At 72.7% G+C, this 15,188-nt stretch carries 14 protein-coding genes; 4 read left to right on the forward strand and 10 right to left on the reverse strand.

From position 1 onward, the window contains the following. Nucleotides 1-55: 55 nt before the first annotated feature. From pheA to ACGFRF_RS15680, 7 genes are all read right to left on the reverse strand, one after another. Complete coding sequence (gene pheA, locus ACGFRF_RS15650; RefSeq protein ID WP_393740048.1) at nucleotides 56-988, reverse strand: prephenate dehydratase; 933 nt, start codon at nucleotides 986-988, stop codon at nucleotides 56-58. 79 nt (nucleotides 989-1,067) lie between these two features. Beyond that, nucleotides 1,068-2,351 (reverse strand): iron uptake transporter deferrochelatase/peroxidase subunit, encoded by a 1,284-nt coding sequence (efeB, locus tag ACGFRF_RS15655; RefSeq protein WP_393740050.1) that lies wholly within the window; start codon nucleotides 2,349-2,351, stop codon nucleotides 1,068-1,070. Between the two features lie 6 nt (nucleotides 2,352-2,357). Further along, nucleotides 2,358-4,415, reverse strand: a complete 2,058-nt coding sequence (locus ACGFRF_RS15660; RefSeq protein ID WP_393740052.1) for a copper resistance protein CopC — start codon at nucleotides 4,413-4,415, stop codon at nucleotides 2,358-2,360. A 13-nt stretch (nucleotides 4,416-4,428) separates the two neighbouring features. Then, nucleotides 4,429-4,887 (reverse strand): copper chaperone PCu(A)C, encoded by a 459-nt coding sequence (locus ACGFRF_RS15665; protein WP_393740054.1) that lies wholly within the window; start codon nucleotides 4,885-4,887, stop codon nucleotides 4,429-4,431. Then, complete coding sequence (locus tag ACGFRF_RS15670) at nucleotides 4,884-5,537, reverse strand: SCO family protein (RefSeq protein ID WP_393740056.1); 654 nt, start codon at nucleotides 5,535-5,537, stop codon at nucleotides 4,884-4,886. Before ACGFRF_RS15670 ends, ACGFRF_RS15665 begins: the two co-directional genes overlap by 4 nt. Before the next feature lie 90 nt (nucleotides 5,538-5,627). Beyond that, the gene (locus ACGFRF_RS15675) at nucleotides 5,628-6,368 is read right to left on the reverse strand and encodes a YcnI family protein (RefSeq protein WP_393740057.1); all 741 of its coding nucleotides are present in this window, start codon (nucleotides 6,366-6,368) and stop codon (nucleotides 5,628-5,630) included. A gap of 160 nt (nucleotides 6,369-6,528) precedes the next feature. Further along, nucleotides 6,529-7,365, reverse strand: a complete 837-nt coding sequence (locus ACGFRF_RS15680) for a hypothetical protein (RefSeq protein WP_393740059.1) — start codon at nucleotides 7,363-7,365, stop codon at nucleotides 6,529-6,531. Nucleotides 7,366-7,551: 186 nt separating this feature from the next. On the opposite strand from ACGFRF_RS15680, the gene ACGFRF_RS15685 reads away from it, so the two are divergent. Together ACGFRF_RS15685 and ACGFRF_RS15690 are read left to right on the forward strand one after the other, a co-directional pair. Continuing rightward, on the forward strand, nucleotides 7,552-7,998 hold the full coding sequence (locus ACGFRF_RS15685) for an ATP-binding protein (RefSeq protein ID WP_393740061.1): 447 nt from the start codon (nucleotides 7,552-7,554) through the stop codon (nucleotides 7,996-7,998). Between the two features lie 42 nt (nucleotides 7,999-8,040). After that, nucleotides 8,041-8,604, forward strand: a complete 564-nt coding sequence (locus ACGFRF_RS15690) for a GNAT family N-acetyltransferase (protein WP_393740063.1) — start codon at nucleotides 8,041-8,043, stop codon at nucleotides 8,602-8,604. A gap of 90 nt (nucleotides 8,605-8,694) precedes the next feature. On the opposite strand, the gene ACGFRF_RS15695 is transcribed toward ACGFRF_RS15690, so the two are convergent. The 3 genes from ACGFRF_RS15695 to ACGFRF_RS15705 form a co-directional block, all read right to left on the reverse strand. Then, nucleotides 8,695-10,065: a PLP-dependent aminotransferase family protein gene (locus ACGFRF_RS15695; protein ID WP_393740065.1), complete on the reverse strand. Its 1,371-nt coding sequence runs from the start codon at nucleotides 10,063-10,065 to the stop codon at nucleotides 8,695-8,697. Nucleotides 10,066-10,158: 93 nt separating this feature from the next. Beyond that, nucleotides 10,159-11,643 carry an aminopeptidase P family protein gene (locus tag ACGFRF_RS15700; RefSeq protein ID WP_393740067.1) on the reverse strand — a complete coding sequence of 495 codons (1,485 nt, stop codon included), beginning with the start codon at nucleotides 11,641-11,643 and terminating at the stop codon, nucleotides 10,159-10,161. Nucleotides 11,644-11,799: 156 nt separating this feature from the next. Then, nucleotides 11,800-13,188 (reverse strand): PP2C family protein-serine/threonine phosphatase, encoded by a 1,389-nt coding sequence (locus tag ACGFRF_RS15705; RefSeq protein WP_393740069.1) that lies wholly within the window; start codon nucleotides 13,186-13,188, stop codon nucleotides 11,800-11,802. 634 nt (nucleotides 13,189-13,822) lie between these two features. On the opposite strand from ACGFRF_RS15705, the gene ACGFRF_RS15710 reads away from it, so the two are divergent. Both ACGFRF_RS15710 and ACGFRF_RS15715 read left to right on the forward strand, forming a co-directional pair. Further along, the gene (locus tag ACGFRF_RS15710; RefSeq protein ID WP_393740071.1) at nucleotides 13,823-14,488 is read left to right on the forward strand and encodes a bifunctional DNA primase/polymerase; all 666 of its coding nucleotides are present in this window, start codon (nucleotides 13,823-13,825) and stop codon (nucleotides 14,486-14,488) included. 54 nt (nucleotides 14,489-14,542) lie between these two features. Next, nucleotides 14,543-15,139 (forward strand): hypothetical protein, encoded by a 597-nt coding sequence (locus tag ACGFRF_RS15715; RefSeq protein ID WP_393740073.1) that lies wholly within the window; start codon nucleotides 14,543-14,545, stop codon nucleotides 15,137-15,139. Nucleotides 15,140-15,188: the final 49 nt, after the last annotated feature.

The following is a 15,188-nucleotide window of genomic DNA, read 5'->3' on the forward strand; positions in this document are numbered from 1 at the left end:
GAAGGGCACCTGTGGATAACACCTGTGGATAACGCCGAGATGCGGGTACGACTGGCTAGAAGCGGCCGTCCTGGCAGCGGGCCACCCAGTCCGCCGCCGCCATGAACTCCTCGTCCGACGTTCCCGGCAGCGTCGGCCGGGCCGCGTCCGACGTGATGTCGGCACGCGGATAGGAGCCGAGGAAACGCACCTGGAGACAGATCCGCTTCAGCCCCATCAGCGCCTCCGCCATCCGCCGGTCCGAGATGTGGCCCTCGGCGTCGATGCAGAAGCAGTAGTTGCCGATTCCGGCTCCCGTCGGCCGGGACTGCAGCAGCATGAGGTTGATGCCGCGCGAGGCGAACTCGCCGAGCAGGTCGCGCAGGGCGCCGGGGTGGTCGTCGCGCTGCCACAGCACCACCGAGGTCTTGTCGGCGCCGGTCGGCGCGGCGGGCCGGGCCGGCCGGCCGACGAGCACGAACCGGGTCTGCGCGTTCTCCGCGTCGTGGATCCCGGTCTCCAGGGCCTCCAGGCCGTACCGGGCGGCGGCGAACTCACCCGCGAAGGCGGCGTCGTACCGTCCCTCCTGGACCAGGCGGGCGGCGTCCGCGTTGGAGGCGGCGGACTCCCAGCTCGCGTCCGCAAGGTGCTTGCGCAGCCAGTTGCGCACCTGCGGCTGGGCCGCCGGGTGTGCGGAGACCGTCTTGATGTCCGAGAGCTTCGTGCCCGGACGGACCAGCAGGGCGAAGGTGATCGACAGCAGCACCTCGCGGTAGATCGTCAGCGGTTCGCCCGCGACCAGCTCGTCGAGGGTGGTGGTGATGCCGCCCTCGACGGAGTTCTCGATCGGTACGAATGCCGCCTCGGCCTCGCCTGCCCGTACCGCGTCCAGCGCGGACTGCACCGACACGTACGGCATCAGCTCCCGGGTGGCCGCTTCCGGGAGCGTCCGCAGGGCGACTTCGGTGAAGGTGCCCTCCGGGCCGAGATACGCATAGCTCGCTGGCATGTCCTCACCCTAATGGCGGCACGGCCCTCCGGCGCATCCGTCTAAGGACTGCCACCCGACCGAGTGGTTTGAACCCGGATCAGCCCTCCAGCAGCCGCTGTCCCACGTATTCGCCCTTCGCCGCGCCGCCCGGCACGGCGAACAGCCCGCTCGCCTCGTGCCGGATGTACGGGGACAGCGCGTCGCCCCGGTCCAGCTTGCGCTGCACCGGTACGAAGCCGCGCAAGGGGTCCGCCTGCCAGCAGATGAAGAGCAGACCGGCGTCGGGCGTGCCGTCCGCGTCGATGCCGTCGTGGTAGGAGAAGGGGCGCCGCAGCATCGCCGCGCCGCCGTTCTTGTCGGGCCGGGTGATCCGGGCGTGCGCGGTGAGCGGGACGACGTACTCGCCCTTGGCGTCGGTCTTCTCCAGGTCCATCGGGGTCGTCTCGTCGCCTCCGGACAGCGGCGCCCCGTCGGCCTTGCGGCGCCCGATGACCTGCTCCTGCGCGGACAGCGACAGCTTCTCCCAGTCGTCCAGGAGCATCCGGATGCGGCGTACGACCGCGTAGGAGCCGTTCGCCATCCAGGCGGGCTCGCCCGAGGCCGGCACGAAGATCCGCTTCTCGAAGTCTGCTTCGGCCGGCTTGGGGTTGCGGGTGCCGTCGATCTGGCCCATGAGGTTGCGGGCCGTCATGGGGTGGGCGGTGGCGCCCGGGGTCCGGTTGAAGCCGTTCATCTGCCAGCGCACCCGCGCGGCCGAGCCGGCGTCCTTCTGGATCGCGCGCAGGGCGTGGAAGGCGACCAGGGCGTCGTTCGCGCCGATCTGCACCCACAGATCGCCGTCGCTGCGCGCCTTGTCGAGGTGGTCGGAGGAGAAGGCCGGCAGCGGGTCCAGGGCGGTCGGCCGCTGCTTCTCCAGGCCGGTCCGGCCGAAGAAGCTGTGCCCGAAGCCGAAGGTGATCGTCAGCGAGGAGGGCCCCGCGTCCCGGGCCACGTCGGTGTCGTCGTGCGGCGCGGCCTCGCCCGCCATCAGCCGATCGGCCGTCGCCGACCAGCGGCGCAGCAGGGCCGCCGCCTCCTTGCGGCCCGCGCCCGCCGCCAGGTCGAAGGCGACGAGGTGGCCGCACGCCTGCAGTCCCTCGGTGATGCCGGGCTGATGTTTCCCGTGAAACACCGCCCGGTCGGAGCCCACCGAGGTCAGCGGAGTGGCCTGAGCGGGCGCGGCGGCATAGCCCGCCGCCCCGCCGGTCGCGCCGAGTACGAGCCCGGTGGCGCCCGCGGTGCCGAGCAGTGCGCGCCGGGAGACGCCCCGGCCGCTGTCGGGGACGGGCGTCCGCACGGCGGACTCGGGCGTACGGGCCTCCGGGATGGACTGGTCAGGCATGGTCGTTCAGCCGATCTGAGCGTTCTTGGAGACGGTCACCTGGTCGATGTCGGAGGTGCGCACGGTGACGGCGATCTTCCAGTCGCCGGCCATCGGGATCTGCACTCCGTTCGCCGACCAGTGGCCGGTGGTGATGTGGTCGGGGTCCACGGGAAGCGGGCCGATCTTCTTCGCCTCGAGGGTGAAGGAGACCTTCACCTCGGGGACGTCGAAGGCCCGCCCGTTGGGCCGGCGGACGTACACGTGCATCTCGTTGCCGCCCACGCGCGCGGGGTCGAGATCGACACTGACGACGCCCTTGCCGTCGGTGCCGCCGGTGTCGAAGGGCATGTCCAGGGTCAGGGCACCGGACGGGGCGGACGACGAGGGCGACGAGCTGGAGGAAGCGGAGGTGCCGGCCTTGGCCTCCAGCTCGGTGCGGCCCGGCTCGGTCTGCGTGAGCGCGGTGGTGACGGCGAGCAGGACGACCGCGACTCCGGCCTCGGCGAACACCGACCGGCGCAGCCCGAAGCGGTTCGGGTCGGCGTCGCGGAGCCGCTTGCGCCGGGCGGCGTCGATCACGGCCCGCTGCCGGGCGAGCTGGGCGGCACGCTGCGAGTCGCCCCCGGAGCCGGGCTCCGAGTCGGTGCCGGTGCCGGTGTCACCGTCGCCGGTGGCCTTGCCCTCACCGGCGACGGCCGCCTCCGCCCCCTTGGCCGCATCGACCGCGTTGCCTGCACTGCCTGCATGGCCCGTACTGCGCGTATCGGAGGTCTGCTCGACCGCGGCCGAGGTCACCCGCTCCTTCTCCGCCCGCTCCTTCCGGGCCCGTTCGGCCTTGGCCGGCGCGACCGTGTCGGCGAGCCGCCCCGTCCACCGCCGTGACACCGATGCGATGCCGACCAGCAGCGCCACCAGCGCGATCTTGATCAGCAGCAACTGCCCGTAACCGGTCTCGGTGAAGGCGGACCAGGAGCCGAGCTGCCGCCAGGACTGGTAGATGCCGGTGGCGGCGAGCGTGACGACCGAGCCGAACGCCAGCCGGGAGAAGCGGCGCACGGCGGCCGCCTCGACCGGGGTCTCGGCGGGCGCCCGGTACAGGGCGACCAGGAGGGCGGTGAGGCCGCCCAGCCACGCGGCGACGGCGAGCAGATGGACGACGTCGACCGGCATGGCGATGCCCGCCTGGAGCCCGACCGAGGCGTGCTCGGCCATCGCCCAGCTGGAGGCGAGCCCGGCCGCGACGACCACGCCGCCGATGGCGAGCCCGAAGGTCAGGTCGCGCTTCTCCTCGCCTTCCTCGCGCCGGTTGTAGGTGCCGAAGAGGACGGCGACGAACAGCGCGGCGGCGGCGAGCAGCAGCAGCCGGGAGACCAGCGCGGCACCGGTCTTGGTCTGCAGCACCTGGCCGAGCAGATCGAGGTCGAAGACGTCGGCGAGCTTGCCCGACGTGGTGTACGAGCCGCGCAGGAGCAGCAGCCACAGGGTGGCCGCGGTGAGCGCCAGCCAGCCGCCGACGACCAGCCGCTGCAGGGCTCGTACGCCCGCGCCGCGCTGCCAGCAGGCGAGTACGAAGGCCGCGCCTCCGGCGAGCACGATGAAGCCGCCGTAGGACAGGTACCGGCCGAACGCGTAGAGCGCGCCCACCACTCCGCCGCCCGCGGCCGGCCCGGAAGCGGAGACGACGGTCTGCGAGGGCGCCCCGACGGAGAAGGTGTAGGCGCCGGAGACGGGGTGGCTGTCGGCCGAGACGACCTGGTAGGTGACCGTGTAGGTGCCCTTGCCCAGGCCGCTTCGCAGCCGCACGGAGTACGTCGTCCCGCTCACGTCGGCGGGCTCGCCCTGCTGCACCGGCCTGCCCTGAGGGTCGAGCACACGCAGGGAGTCGCCGCTCATCGCCACCTTCTCGGAGAAGGTGAGGGACACCTGGGTGGGCGCCTTCGGAACCACCACCCCCTGCGCGGGATCGCTGCCGGTCAGTGCCGCGTGCGCGGAGGCCGGTCCGGCGCCGGCCAGCAGCGCGCCGGTGACGGCGAGGAACAGCAGCACCAGGGTCCGCAGGCGGGGGGTGATGGTCCGCGTCAAGGTGGTTCCTCCCTCAGTGGCCGGTCGACGGGTTGTACGTGGCGGACTTCACCGGCATCTCGACGGTGACGGGCCCGGACTCGGCGAAGGTGAGCTTCACGGTGACCGTCTGGCCCTGCTTCGGCCGGCGCTTCAGCTTCTCGAACATCAGATGGTTGCCACCGCTTCGGAACACGAGTCGACCGTGGGCCGGTATGGCGAACGAGGTCTTCTCCGCCATGGCACCGCCGACGGTGCTGTGCATGGTGACCTCGCCGGCGATGTCACTGGTGACCGAGGTCAGCTCGTCCGTCGCCCCGCCCTGGTTGGCGATCGTCAGGAAGCCGGCGGCCATGTCGGCGGAGACCGGCTGGGGCATGTACGGGGAGCTGACGGACAGGTCTGCCTGCCCGGAGTCGGAGCCGGATTCCGAGCAGCCCGTGAGGGCGAGGGCACCGGCGAGGGCGGCCGCGGTCAGGACGGCACGCCTCACGGCTTCGCTCCCTCGACGAGCTTGGGCAGGTCCTTGGTGTAGTCGTCGACCGTGGCGTCCTCGCCGTAGAGGACGTACCCGCCGTCGGTCTTCGGGGAGAACGCGATGACCTGCGTGCCGTGCACCGACACGAGCTTGCCGTTCTTGTCCTTCTTCGTCGGCTCGATGGAGATGCCGACGGAGCGGGCACCGGCCTGGACGGTGGAGAAGTCGCCGGTCAGGCCGATGAACTGCGGATCGATGCCCTTGAGCCACTTGCCCAGCTCGGCGGGGGTGTCGCGGGCGGGGTCGGTGGTGACGAAGACGACCCGGAGGTCGTTCTGCTCGGCCTTGGGCAGCGCCTTCTTGGCGACGGCGATGTTGCTCATCGTCGTCGGGCAGATGTCGGGGCAGTGCGTGTAGCCGAAGTACAGCAGGGTCGGGTGGCCCTTGGTCTCCTTGCGGAGGTCGTACTTCTCGCCGTGCGTGTCGGTGAGGACCAGGTCCGGCTTCTCGAACGGCTGGTCGAGGACGGTGGCGGCCTTGCCCGAGTCGGACTCCTCCGCGACCACGGCGACGGGCGACTTGCCGTCGTTCCCGCTGCCGCAGGCGGAGAGGGTCAGGGTGGCGGCGGCGAGCAGCGCGGCCGCCGCGAACGTCTTCTTGCGCATAGAAAAATGTCCCAGATGTGAGAACTCCGGCGCGCACCGGGGTCGCACGACAGCGTCGTACGACCCCCTGTGCGTGTGCGGAGCGGTGGATCAGGCGGCGGTCCGGCGGCGACCGGCGAGGACGCCGTACGCCACGCCCGCGGCGCCGACGACGATGCCGACCACGCCGAGCACGCGCGCGGTGGTGTCACTGCCCCCGTCGGAACCGGAGTCCGTGGCGGCTGCCGCCTTCTCGGTCTCGTCGGAGGTGTCCTTGGCGCCCGCCGCGCCGTGGTGGTCGTCGGTGGCGGCCGACAGTTCCAGCACCGGGGCCGGGTTCTCCGGCTCCTCCTGGCCCTCCTGCGGCACCTCGATCCAGCGCACGACCTCCTTGTCGGAGTACGTCTGGATCGCCTTGAACACGAGCTGGTCGGTGTTCTCGGGCAGGGCACCGAGGGAGAGGGGGAACTTCTGGAAGAAGCCGGGCTCGATGCCCTTGCCGTCGGCGGTCCAGGTGACCTTGGTGACGGCCTCGTCGATCTTCTCGCCGTGCATGGTCAGCGGCTTGTCGAGCTTGGACTTGGTGACCTTCGCGGTCCAGCCGGGGACCGGCTGGGGCATGACCGAGGCGATCGGGTGGTCGGTGGGGAGGTTGACCTCGAGCTTGGTGGTCGAGGTGTCGTCGCGCTCGTTGGGGACCTTGAAGTCGACGACCGCGTAGCCGCCCTTGGCCGCGCTTCCCTCCGGCTGCACGCTGACGTGCGCGAAGGCGGGGACCGACAGGGTCAGGACGGCCGCGCCCGCGACGGCAGCGGCGGCGGCGACACGAGAAGCGATGCGAGAAGCCTGCATGGCAGGAGCACTCCACTGTGAGTGAGATCCGGTGATGAAGAGGGATACGCGTGCGCGTGGCCGCGCCGCTCGATGCGGTGCGCACGCACGCGTGCCGCACGACGGCGGCCCCTTCGTCCGGCTCCGTTTCCGGCTCCGGTGCGTCGGTGGTCGCGTCGCGTCAGGCGGCGAGGACGAGAGCGGCGGGCGGGCCGCGCCGGATCACCGTGTGCTGGAGCGCGGTGGTGTGCGGGGAGGATGCCTCGTCCCGGTCGGTACGACGGCCGCGCGGGCCGGGCTCGACGGTGGGCAGCAGCCCCGCGCACAGGGCGTGCGCCAGCGCGAGCGCCCCGCGAAGGGCCCGGATGAGCGCCCCCTCGGCGACTCCGTGCGCCGACAGTTCGATCAGCCGCAGCACGGCGAGGTCGCCCCGGCGCAGCAGCCAGCCCGTGGCGACGGCCGCGAGGACGTGGCCGAGCAGCATCGGCAGCGAGGGCAGCAGCGATGCCGAGGAGCCGGTGGGGCCGGCCATGTGATGCACGGCCGGCACGGCACCCACGGCTCGGCCCGAGGGGTCGATGAGGTGCGCGTCGAGCAGAAGACGGTAGGCGTGTCCGGGGGTGAGCGCCGACGGGGTGGACCCGCACAGCAGCCGGGCGGCCCGCTCGACGAGCGCCGCGTTGCTCAGCGATCCGTCCGCAGCCCCCATCGGCATCCCGCCGGAGGCCATGGCCGCGACCCCGGGCCGGCCCAGCCCGAACAGCGTGTGCAGGACGGTCTGGCCGAACGCGAGGAGCACGGCGATGCCCGGCAGCGAGCGGGTCCGCCCGGCGAACGGTGCCACGAGCAGCAGGGAGCCGATGAAGCCCGCACCCAGCGTCCACAGCGGCACGCGCGCGCAGGAGGCCAGAGTGTGCCCGGCCGCGGCCAGCACGACGCAGACCGCGGCGAACACCGCGGCCCGCAGGATCCGGAGCGCGGCTCCGGGAGGCGCCGTGCGCGGGTGGGGGGCAGTCATGGCGGGCTCATCATTGCACTGTCCCTGCCGGAGGCGTACGGCAGGTCGCCGGACGCGTCCCTCATACACCGATTCCTCCCTCGCCGCATCGACCGGATGGGCGGAGTCACGTCGACGGAGTGCTTACGGCCCCTTACGGGCGGCAATACGTAACGGTATGTCGAGCCGCGGCCAGGAGGCTGGAGCATGAGCATCTGGTGGTCACTCCATCTGCGCCGCGAGGCCGCGAGCGTGCCTCTCGCCCGGCGTCTGCTGATCGGCACGATGGAGACGGCGGGCGTCGACCCGGAGATCTCCTACGACCTGTCCGTCGCCCTGAGCGAGGCCTGCGCCAACGCCGTCGAGCACGGCGGGGAGTCGGCGTCCGGTGATGCCTCGGAGGCGTACCGGGTGACCGCGTACCTCGACGGCGAGAAGTGCCGTATCGAGGTGGCCGATTCCGGACCAGGTTTCACCCGCACCCAGGACCTGCGGCCCGCCCGCCCGGACGCCGAGCACGGCCGCGGACTCTGTCTCATCCGGGAACTCGCCGATCACGTGCACATCGGCGCCAAGCCCGGCCGGGGCGGGACGGTGGTCAGCTTCGACAAGATGCTCAAGTGGCGGGGGGACGCGCCGCCCGTGGCGGTGTGAGGCCCCGTCCTCTTCGGGTGCGGCACCGCCTAGGGTGCGCGCATGCGTATCGAGACCGAGGAGATAGCGGCCGGTGTGACGCTGCGCCTGCTCGCGCGCGGGGACGTGGACGCGCTGTGCGCGGCCTATGTGGCGAACCGCAAGCATCTGCAACCGTGGGAGCCGGTCAGACCGGAGTCCTTCTTCACCGTGGCGGGACAGTCCGAGCGCGTGCACGGGCTGCTGCGGCAGTTCGCCGAGGGGTCCGTGCTGCCCCTGGTGCTCGCGGCGGCGGACGGCCGGATCGCCGGGGCCATCACCCTGACGGGGATCTCCCGGGGCCCGTTCTGCAGTGCCTACGTCGGGTACTGGGTGGCCGCCGACCAGCAGAACCGCGGTCTGGCCAGTGCCGCCGTGCGGCGGATGTGCCGGATCGCGCGGGACACGGTGGGTCTGCACCGCATCGAGGCGTCCACGCTGCTCGACAACACCGGATCGCAGCGGGTGCTGGAGAAGTGCGGGTTCGCACCCATCGGGATGGCCCCCGACTACCTGCACATCAACGGCGCCTGGCGGGACTGCCGGCTCTTCCAGCGGATCCTGCACGATCGCGACCCCGTGCTGTGAGGGCGGCCGGGCGCCTCTGACACCCGGTCAGGGTCGGTCTGCGGCCGGCCGGATCTGCGGCCGGTCTGTCCCCGGCCCCGGCCGCATGCGTCAGCGCCTCGGGTCCAGCACCTTCGCCAGCGCCTGAAGCGTCTCCGGGTACGCCCGCTCGCGGGGGGTGCCGTAGCCGACGACCAGGCCCTGCGGCCGGTCGGGGCCCGCGGTGTGCCAGTGGTCGCCGAGGGCGCAGAGCGCCAGGCCCTCCGCCTCCGCGCGGGCCAGCGCCTCCGCCTCGTCGGGCACGTCGATCAGGGCGTGCAGCCCCGCCGCGATCCCGCGCACGCTCCGCTGCGTCCCCAGCCGGTCCAGGAGCAGGTCCCGGCGGCGCCGGTAGCGCAGGCGGCACGCGCGTACGTGCCGGTCGTAGGCGTGGCTGTCGATCAGCTCGGCGAGCGCCAGCTGCCCGATGGTCTCGGTGTGGTGGTCGCTGTGCAGCTTGGCGTCGGCGACGGCGTCGACCAGGTGCGGCGGCAGCACCATCCAGCCAAGGCGCAGGGCCGGACCGAGCGTCTTGGACGCGGTGCCCAGATAGACCACCTGGCCGGGTGCCATGCCCTGCAGCGCGCCCACCGGCTGCCGGTCGTAGCGGAACTCGCCGTCGTAGTCGTCCTCGACGATCAGCCCGCCATGCGTGCGTGCCCAGTCGGTGAGCGCGCGGCGCCGCTCGGGGTGCAGGGTCACCCCGGTCGGGTACTGGTGGGCCGGCGTGACCACCACGGCGGCCGCCTCGCCCAGTTCCCCGGGCCGTACCCCGCGCGCGTCGACGGGCACGGGCCGTACGGTGCCGCCGTTGCGCCGCACCACCTCGCGGTGGAAGGGCAGCCCGGGGTCCTCCATGGCCACGGCGGCGCCGTCCAGCACGCGCGTGAGGAGCGCGAGGCCCTGGACGTACCCGGAGGTGATGACGATCCGCTCCGGCGGCGCGAGCACCCCGCGTGCCCGCCCCAGGTAGCCGGAGAGCGCGGCGCGCAGTTCGAGCCGTCCGCGCGGGTCGCCGTAGTCGTACGCCAGGGAGGGCGCCGTCGCTATGGCGCGGCGCAGCGCGCGCAGCCAGGCCGCCGCCGGGAACGCGCCGACGTCCGGGCTGCCGGGGCGCAGATCGAAACGCGGGGCACGCGCGTGTGCGTGCGTCCGCGGTGCCGCGGAGTCGACGGAGGGCAGCGAGGCGACCCGGGTGCCCGAGCCCTGCCGGGCCGTCAGATAACCCTCGGCCACGAGCTGGTCGTAGGCCGCCTTCGCGGTGCCCCGCGAGATGCCGAGTTCGGCCGCGAGGCGCCGGGTCGCGGGCAGCCGGGTGCCGGGCGCGAGCCGCCCGTCGCGCACGGCGTCCCTGAGGGCCCGCTCGAGCCCGACCCGGCGGCCGTCCGCCGCGTCGGGCTCGAGATGCAGGTCCACCCCCACACCGGACCAGAAGTCGTCCACGAACACCCTCCCCCTAGGCACGTGAAGCCTTCGCACGCCTACGAACACGCCGATGGCCGGGCTCCGCTCGGGTGCCCGGCCATCAGTGTCTTATCAACCCTTCAGCGACGCCATCCACGCCTCGACCTCGTCGGAGCGGCGCGGCAGCCCCGCGGAGAGGTTCCGGTTGCCGTCCTCCGTGACGAGGATGTCGTCCTCGATGCGCACGCCGATGCCCCGGTACTCCCGCGGGACCGTCAGGTCGTCGGCCTGGAAGTACAGGCCCGGCTCGACGGTGAGCACCATGCCCGGCTCCAGCGTGCCGTCGACGTACGTCTCCACGCGCGCGGCCGCGCAGTCGTGGACGTCCATGCCGAGCATGTGGCCGGTGCCGTGCAGGGTCCAGCGGCGCTGCAGGCCCAGCTCCAGGACGCGCTCGACCGGGCCCTCGAGCAGGCCCCACTCGACGAGCCTCTCGGCGAGCACGCGCTGGGCGGCGTCGTGGAAGTCGCGGTACTTGGCGCCCGGCTTCACGGCCGCGATACCGGCCTCCTGGGCCTCGTACACGGCGTCGTAGATCTTCTTCTGGATCTCGCTGTACGTGCCGTTGATCGGCAGCGTGCGCGTGACGTCGGCCGTGTACAGCGTGTGCGTCTCCACGCCCGCGTCGAGCAGGAGCAGGTCGCCGGAGCGGACGGGACCGTCGTTGCGGACCCAGTGCAGGGTGCACGCGTGCGGGCCGGCCGCGCAGATGGAGCCGTAGCCGACGTCGTTGCCCTCCACGCGCGCGCGGAGGAAGAAGGTGCCCTCGATGTAGCGCTCGGACGTCGCCTCGGCCTTGTCGAGGACCTTCACGACGTCCTCGAAACCGCGCACGGTGGAGTCGACGGCCTTCTGCAGCTCGCCGATCTCGAACTCGTCCTTGACCAGCCGGGCCTCGGAGAGGAAGACGCGCAGCTCCTCGTCGCGCTCGGCGGTGACCTTGTCGGTCAGGGCCGTCTCGATGCCGGCGTCGTAGCCGCGCACGACCCGCACCGGGCCGGTGGCCTCGCGCAGCTTCTCGGGCAGCTCGCGCACGTCGGCGGCCGGGATGCCGTACAGCGCCTCGGACTCGGTGAGGGAGTGCCGGCGGCCGACCCACAGCTCGCCCTGGCCGGAGAGCCAGAACTCGCCGTTCTCACGGTCGGAGCGGGGCAGCAGGTAGATCGTCGCCTCGTGGCCGTCGCCCTTGGGCTCCAGCACGAGGACGCCGTCCTCGGTCTGGTTGCCGGTGAGGTACGCGTACTCGACGGAGGCGCGGAAGGGGTACTCGGTGTCGTTCGAGCGGGTCTTCAGGTTGCCCGCCGGGATCACCAGGCGCTCGCCCGGGAAGCGGGCGGAGAGCGCGGCACGGCGGCGCGCGGTGTGCCCGGCCTGCTCGATCGGCGTCAGGTCACGCAGCTCCGTGTCGGCCCAGCCGGACCGCATGTTGTCGGCCAGCTCGTCGGAGACGCCCGGGTACAGGCCGTTCTTCCGCTGCTTGACGGTCTCCTCGGACTCGGTTTCCGGGCCCTCTGCGGTAGCAGAGTCGGGCACAGCCGGGTTGAGCTCGTCGGACACGTGATCCTCCTCGATACGCCATGTGATCTCCCCCGGGGCCCGCGACGCTCATGCTTGTGGCCGAGCGGGGACCTCCATCATCGTACGGTCGTACCCCGAGCGACCCAGGCCGGATGACCTGTTATGCCCGGTCATGCCGACGGTCGGGCGTGGTGCTCAGTCGAAGCGCGCCGCCAGCAGGACCACGTCCTCCTCGCCGTCGGCGGTGTCCAGACCGTCCGGCAGGACGGTGCGCAGGACGTGGTCGGCGACGGCACCGGGATCGTGCCGCACCGTGCGCGGGACGCTCGCGGCGGCCGCGTGCAGCCGGGCGAAGGCCCGGTCCATGGGGTCGCCGGTACGGTGCAGCAGCCCGTCGGTGTAGAGCAGGACCGTCTCCCCGGCCTCCGCCTGGATCTCCGCGCTGGGCGCCTCCCAGCAGGCGAGCATGCCGAGCGGCGCGGAGACGGAGGTCTCGGCGAACTCGGTGCGCCGCTCGCCGATCAGCAGCGGCGGGCTGTGCCCGGCACCGGCCAGGGTGACCTTGCGCAGGGCGGGCTCGCAGTAGGCGAACAGGGCGGTGGCGGAGCGGGCCGGCTCGGTCAGCCGCAGCAGCAGTTCCAGGTCGGACAGGACGGCGACCGGGTCCTCGCCCTCCATCACCGCGTACGCCCGCAGGGACGCGCGCAGCCGGCCCATGGCGGCCACCGCGCTGGGCCCGGAGCCGGTGACCGAGCCGACGGAGAGGCCGAGGGCGGCGTCCGGCAGCGGCAGCGCGTCGTACCAGTCGCCGCCGCCGCGCGGGCCGGTGCGGTGCCGGGCGGCGAGCTGGACGCCGGCCACGCGGGGCAGCCGGGAGGGGAGCAGTTCCTCGGCGATGGTCGCCGCACGCGCACGCGTGCGTTCCACTTCCAGCAGCCGCGCGAGGTGCTCGGTGGCGTGCCGGACGTAGAGGCCGGCGAGGTGGCGCTGCCGCTCGTGCGGCTCGGCCGGTTCGTCGTAGAGCCAGACGGCGGCGCCGAGGCGACCGGCGGAGTCGGTGGCGAGGGGCAGGGCATAGCTGGCGGCGTAACCGAGGCGGGCGGCCACCTCGCGGTGGCGGGGGTCGAGTCCCTCCTCGGCGAACAGGTCGGGGTGGACGATCTCGGCGCCCTGGCCGGCGTCGTACGGCAGCGCGCCGCGGGGGACGGTCTCGAGGTGGCCGAGATCGGCACGGCCGAGGCCGAGGCCGAGGGTGGTGCGGGGGCCGAGTCCGTCGCCGGGCTCCAGGACGACCAGGCCGCGGCGGGCGCCGACGAGGGCCGCCCCGGCGCGCAGCAGCTCGTGCAGGGCGGGGTCCATCGCGTGCGTGCGGGAGAGCCGCTCGGTGAGTTCGTGGAGGGTGGTCAGGTCGGAGACCCAGCCGGCCAGCCTGTCCTGCAGCAGAGCGCCGGGAGCGGGGGTGGGTGGGGCGGGGGAGTTCGTGACGGGCGGCCGGGTGTCCGGGGAGGGGCCGGCGCCTGGGGTGGGGGAAGTGGGCGCGACAGTGTGTGCGGGCGTGGGGACCGTGGGATCGATTCCGGCCACTTTCGGAGGGTGCGGGGCGTTCATGGCGTCCGGCTTTCAGACCGGTGCGTATTGCTCAAAAGCATCGCAAACCCCCATGTCATTCTGCGCGCTAGCAGTGTCTCCACATGTACACGCACTCGTGAGGGGATGTCCAGCATTGTCCTGCGGGGATTCCTGGTGTCCATGAGGTGGGTGTGGTTTTCCGCTAAGCCCTTGCCTTACTGCCAAGTTGGCTGAAAACTACCTTAGGTATCGGTTCATTGCGGTCGACTGGCCTTGCTCGACGGAGCGTCACAGCGGTCGTGATGGGTACGTACTCGGAGAAGGCCAGGGGTGGTTGGGGGCCACCCGGAACCTGGCGACGGACCCGGGCGTCATAGCCACCGACGGCCGAGCCCCATCCTCCCGTGGCGGAGGCGGAGAGAAATACGCGCGACGGCAAAACGCCATACTTCGCCACCCCCACGCCGCAGCCGTGCTTTTGATAGACGCACTATGGAAGCGGAAGCGGCCGACGATCGACCCCTTGGGGTTCCCCCTGCCGTGCGCGGGGGCGTGATGCGCCAACAGGTACGCCCAGTGAAGTGATCGACACATGGTGTGATGTGGTCCACGGTGTTGCCAGCGGTGCAACGGAAAGGAACGAGCGCTCATGCGCGAGATCCTCGGAAGGCGACGCAGGCTCCTGTCCAGGCGGAACGGCGGGCGGCCTGAGCTGATCAGCGCGGCCCTGACCTTTGCGACGGAATGGCAGTGGCCCGTACTCCCGGGCGTGGCCCCGGACCCGCGCGGGCGAGCCCGCTGCGCCTGCCCCGACCCGGAGTGCACGGTGCCCGGCGCCCACCCCTTCGACCCCGGCCTGCTCGCGGCCACCACCGACGCCCGCATGGTGCGCTGGTGGTGGACCAACCGGCCGACCGCCCCGATCATCCTGGCCACGGGCGGCAAGGCGCCCTGTGCGGTCAGCCTGCCGGCGCTCGCCGCGTCCCGCGCCCTCGCCCTGCTGGACCGGAGGGGCATGCGCCTCGGCCCGGTGATCGCCTCGCCCACCCGCTGGTCGCTGCTGGTGCAGCCGTACTCCATGGAGCAGCTGGGCGAACTGCTGTACGCCAAGGACTTCGTGCCCGGCTCCCTGCGCTTCCACGGCGAGGGCGGCTATGTCGCGCTGCCCCCGTCCGAGACCGGCCAGGGCGCCGTCCGCTGGGAGCGGGCCCCGCTGCCGGGCTCGGCCTCCCCCTGGGTGCCCGACGTGGAGGCCGTGGTGGACGCCGTGGTCGACGCCCTCACTCGTACGGGTGTGAGCGCACCCGAGTTGTAGGGGTGTCGGGCGCGGACGCGGCCGACGGGCCCCGACGCTCGTTATCTTCCGCACATGGCGCGTCATTCCGGGGGCCACCGCGCCCCACAGCCGCTGCGCGGCGAGCCGGAACCCCGAAAGCTCCGGCTGCTCGCCCTCGTGGGCGTCGTGGCGGCCGCCGTCGCGCTACCGCTGGCCATGGCGTCCGCGGGGCAGGTGGGCGACGCGGGACGGGCGGTCGCAGGCGCGCCGCCGCCCGGCACGGGCGCCGGGGAGCACGCCGACGCCAAGGACCCCTCCGTCGCCCCCCGCCGCTCTCCCCTCATCCTCGGCCTGGGACTCGCCACCGCCGCCCGCTGTGGTCCCGAACTCACCTCGCCCGAGGGCATCGAGGCACAGACCTGTGTGCTGACCCAGGGCGCGGACACCTGGGCGCGCACCTACTACCGCAACGCCACCGGCGAGCCGCTGGACTCCGTGCTGAGCCTGCTGGGACCGGGCGGCCGGAGCGTGCAGATGCGCTGCGTCACGGGCGCCGACGACGAGCCCGCCACCTGTGAGACACCCCGCGAGCACAGCCGGGGCCGACCGGACGCCTACACGGCCGTCGCCGAGTTCGCCCAACGCGGGCCCGGCGGCGCGCTGCTGCTGCGCTCGGGCAGCAACTCCTGAGGCATGAACGGCAGTTGACGCTCAGCAACCCGGCGTACACCGGGTGCGG

It is taken from the genome of Streptomyces sp. NPDC048521, assembly GCF_043199855.1.
GTDB lineage: Bacteria > Actinomycetota > Actinomycetes > Streptomycetales > Streptomycetaceae > Streptomyces.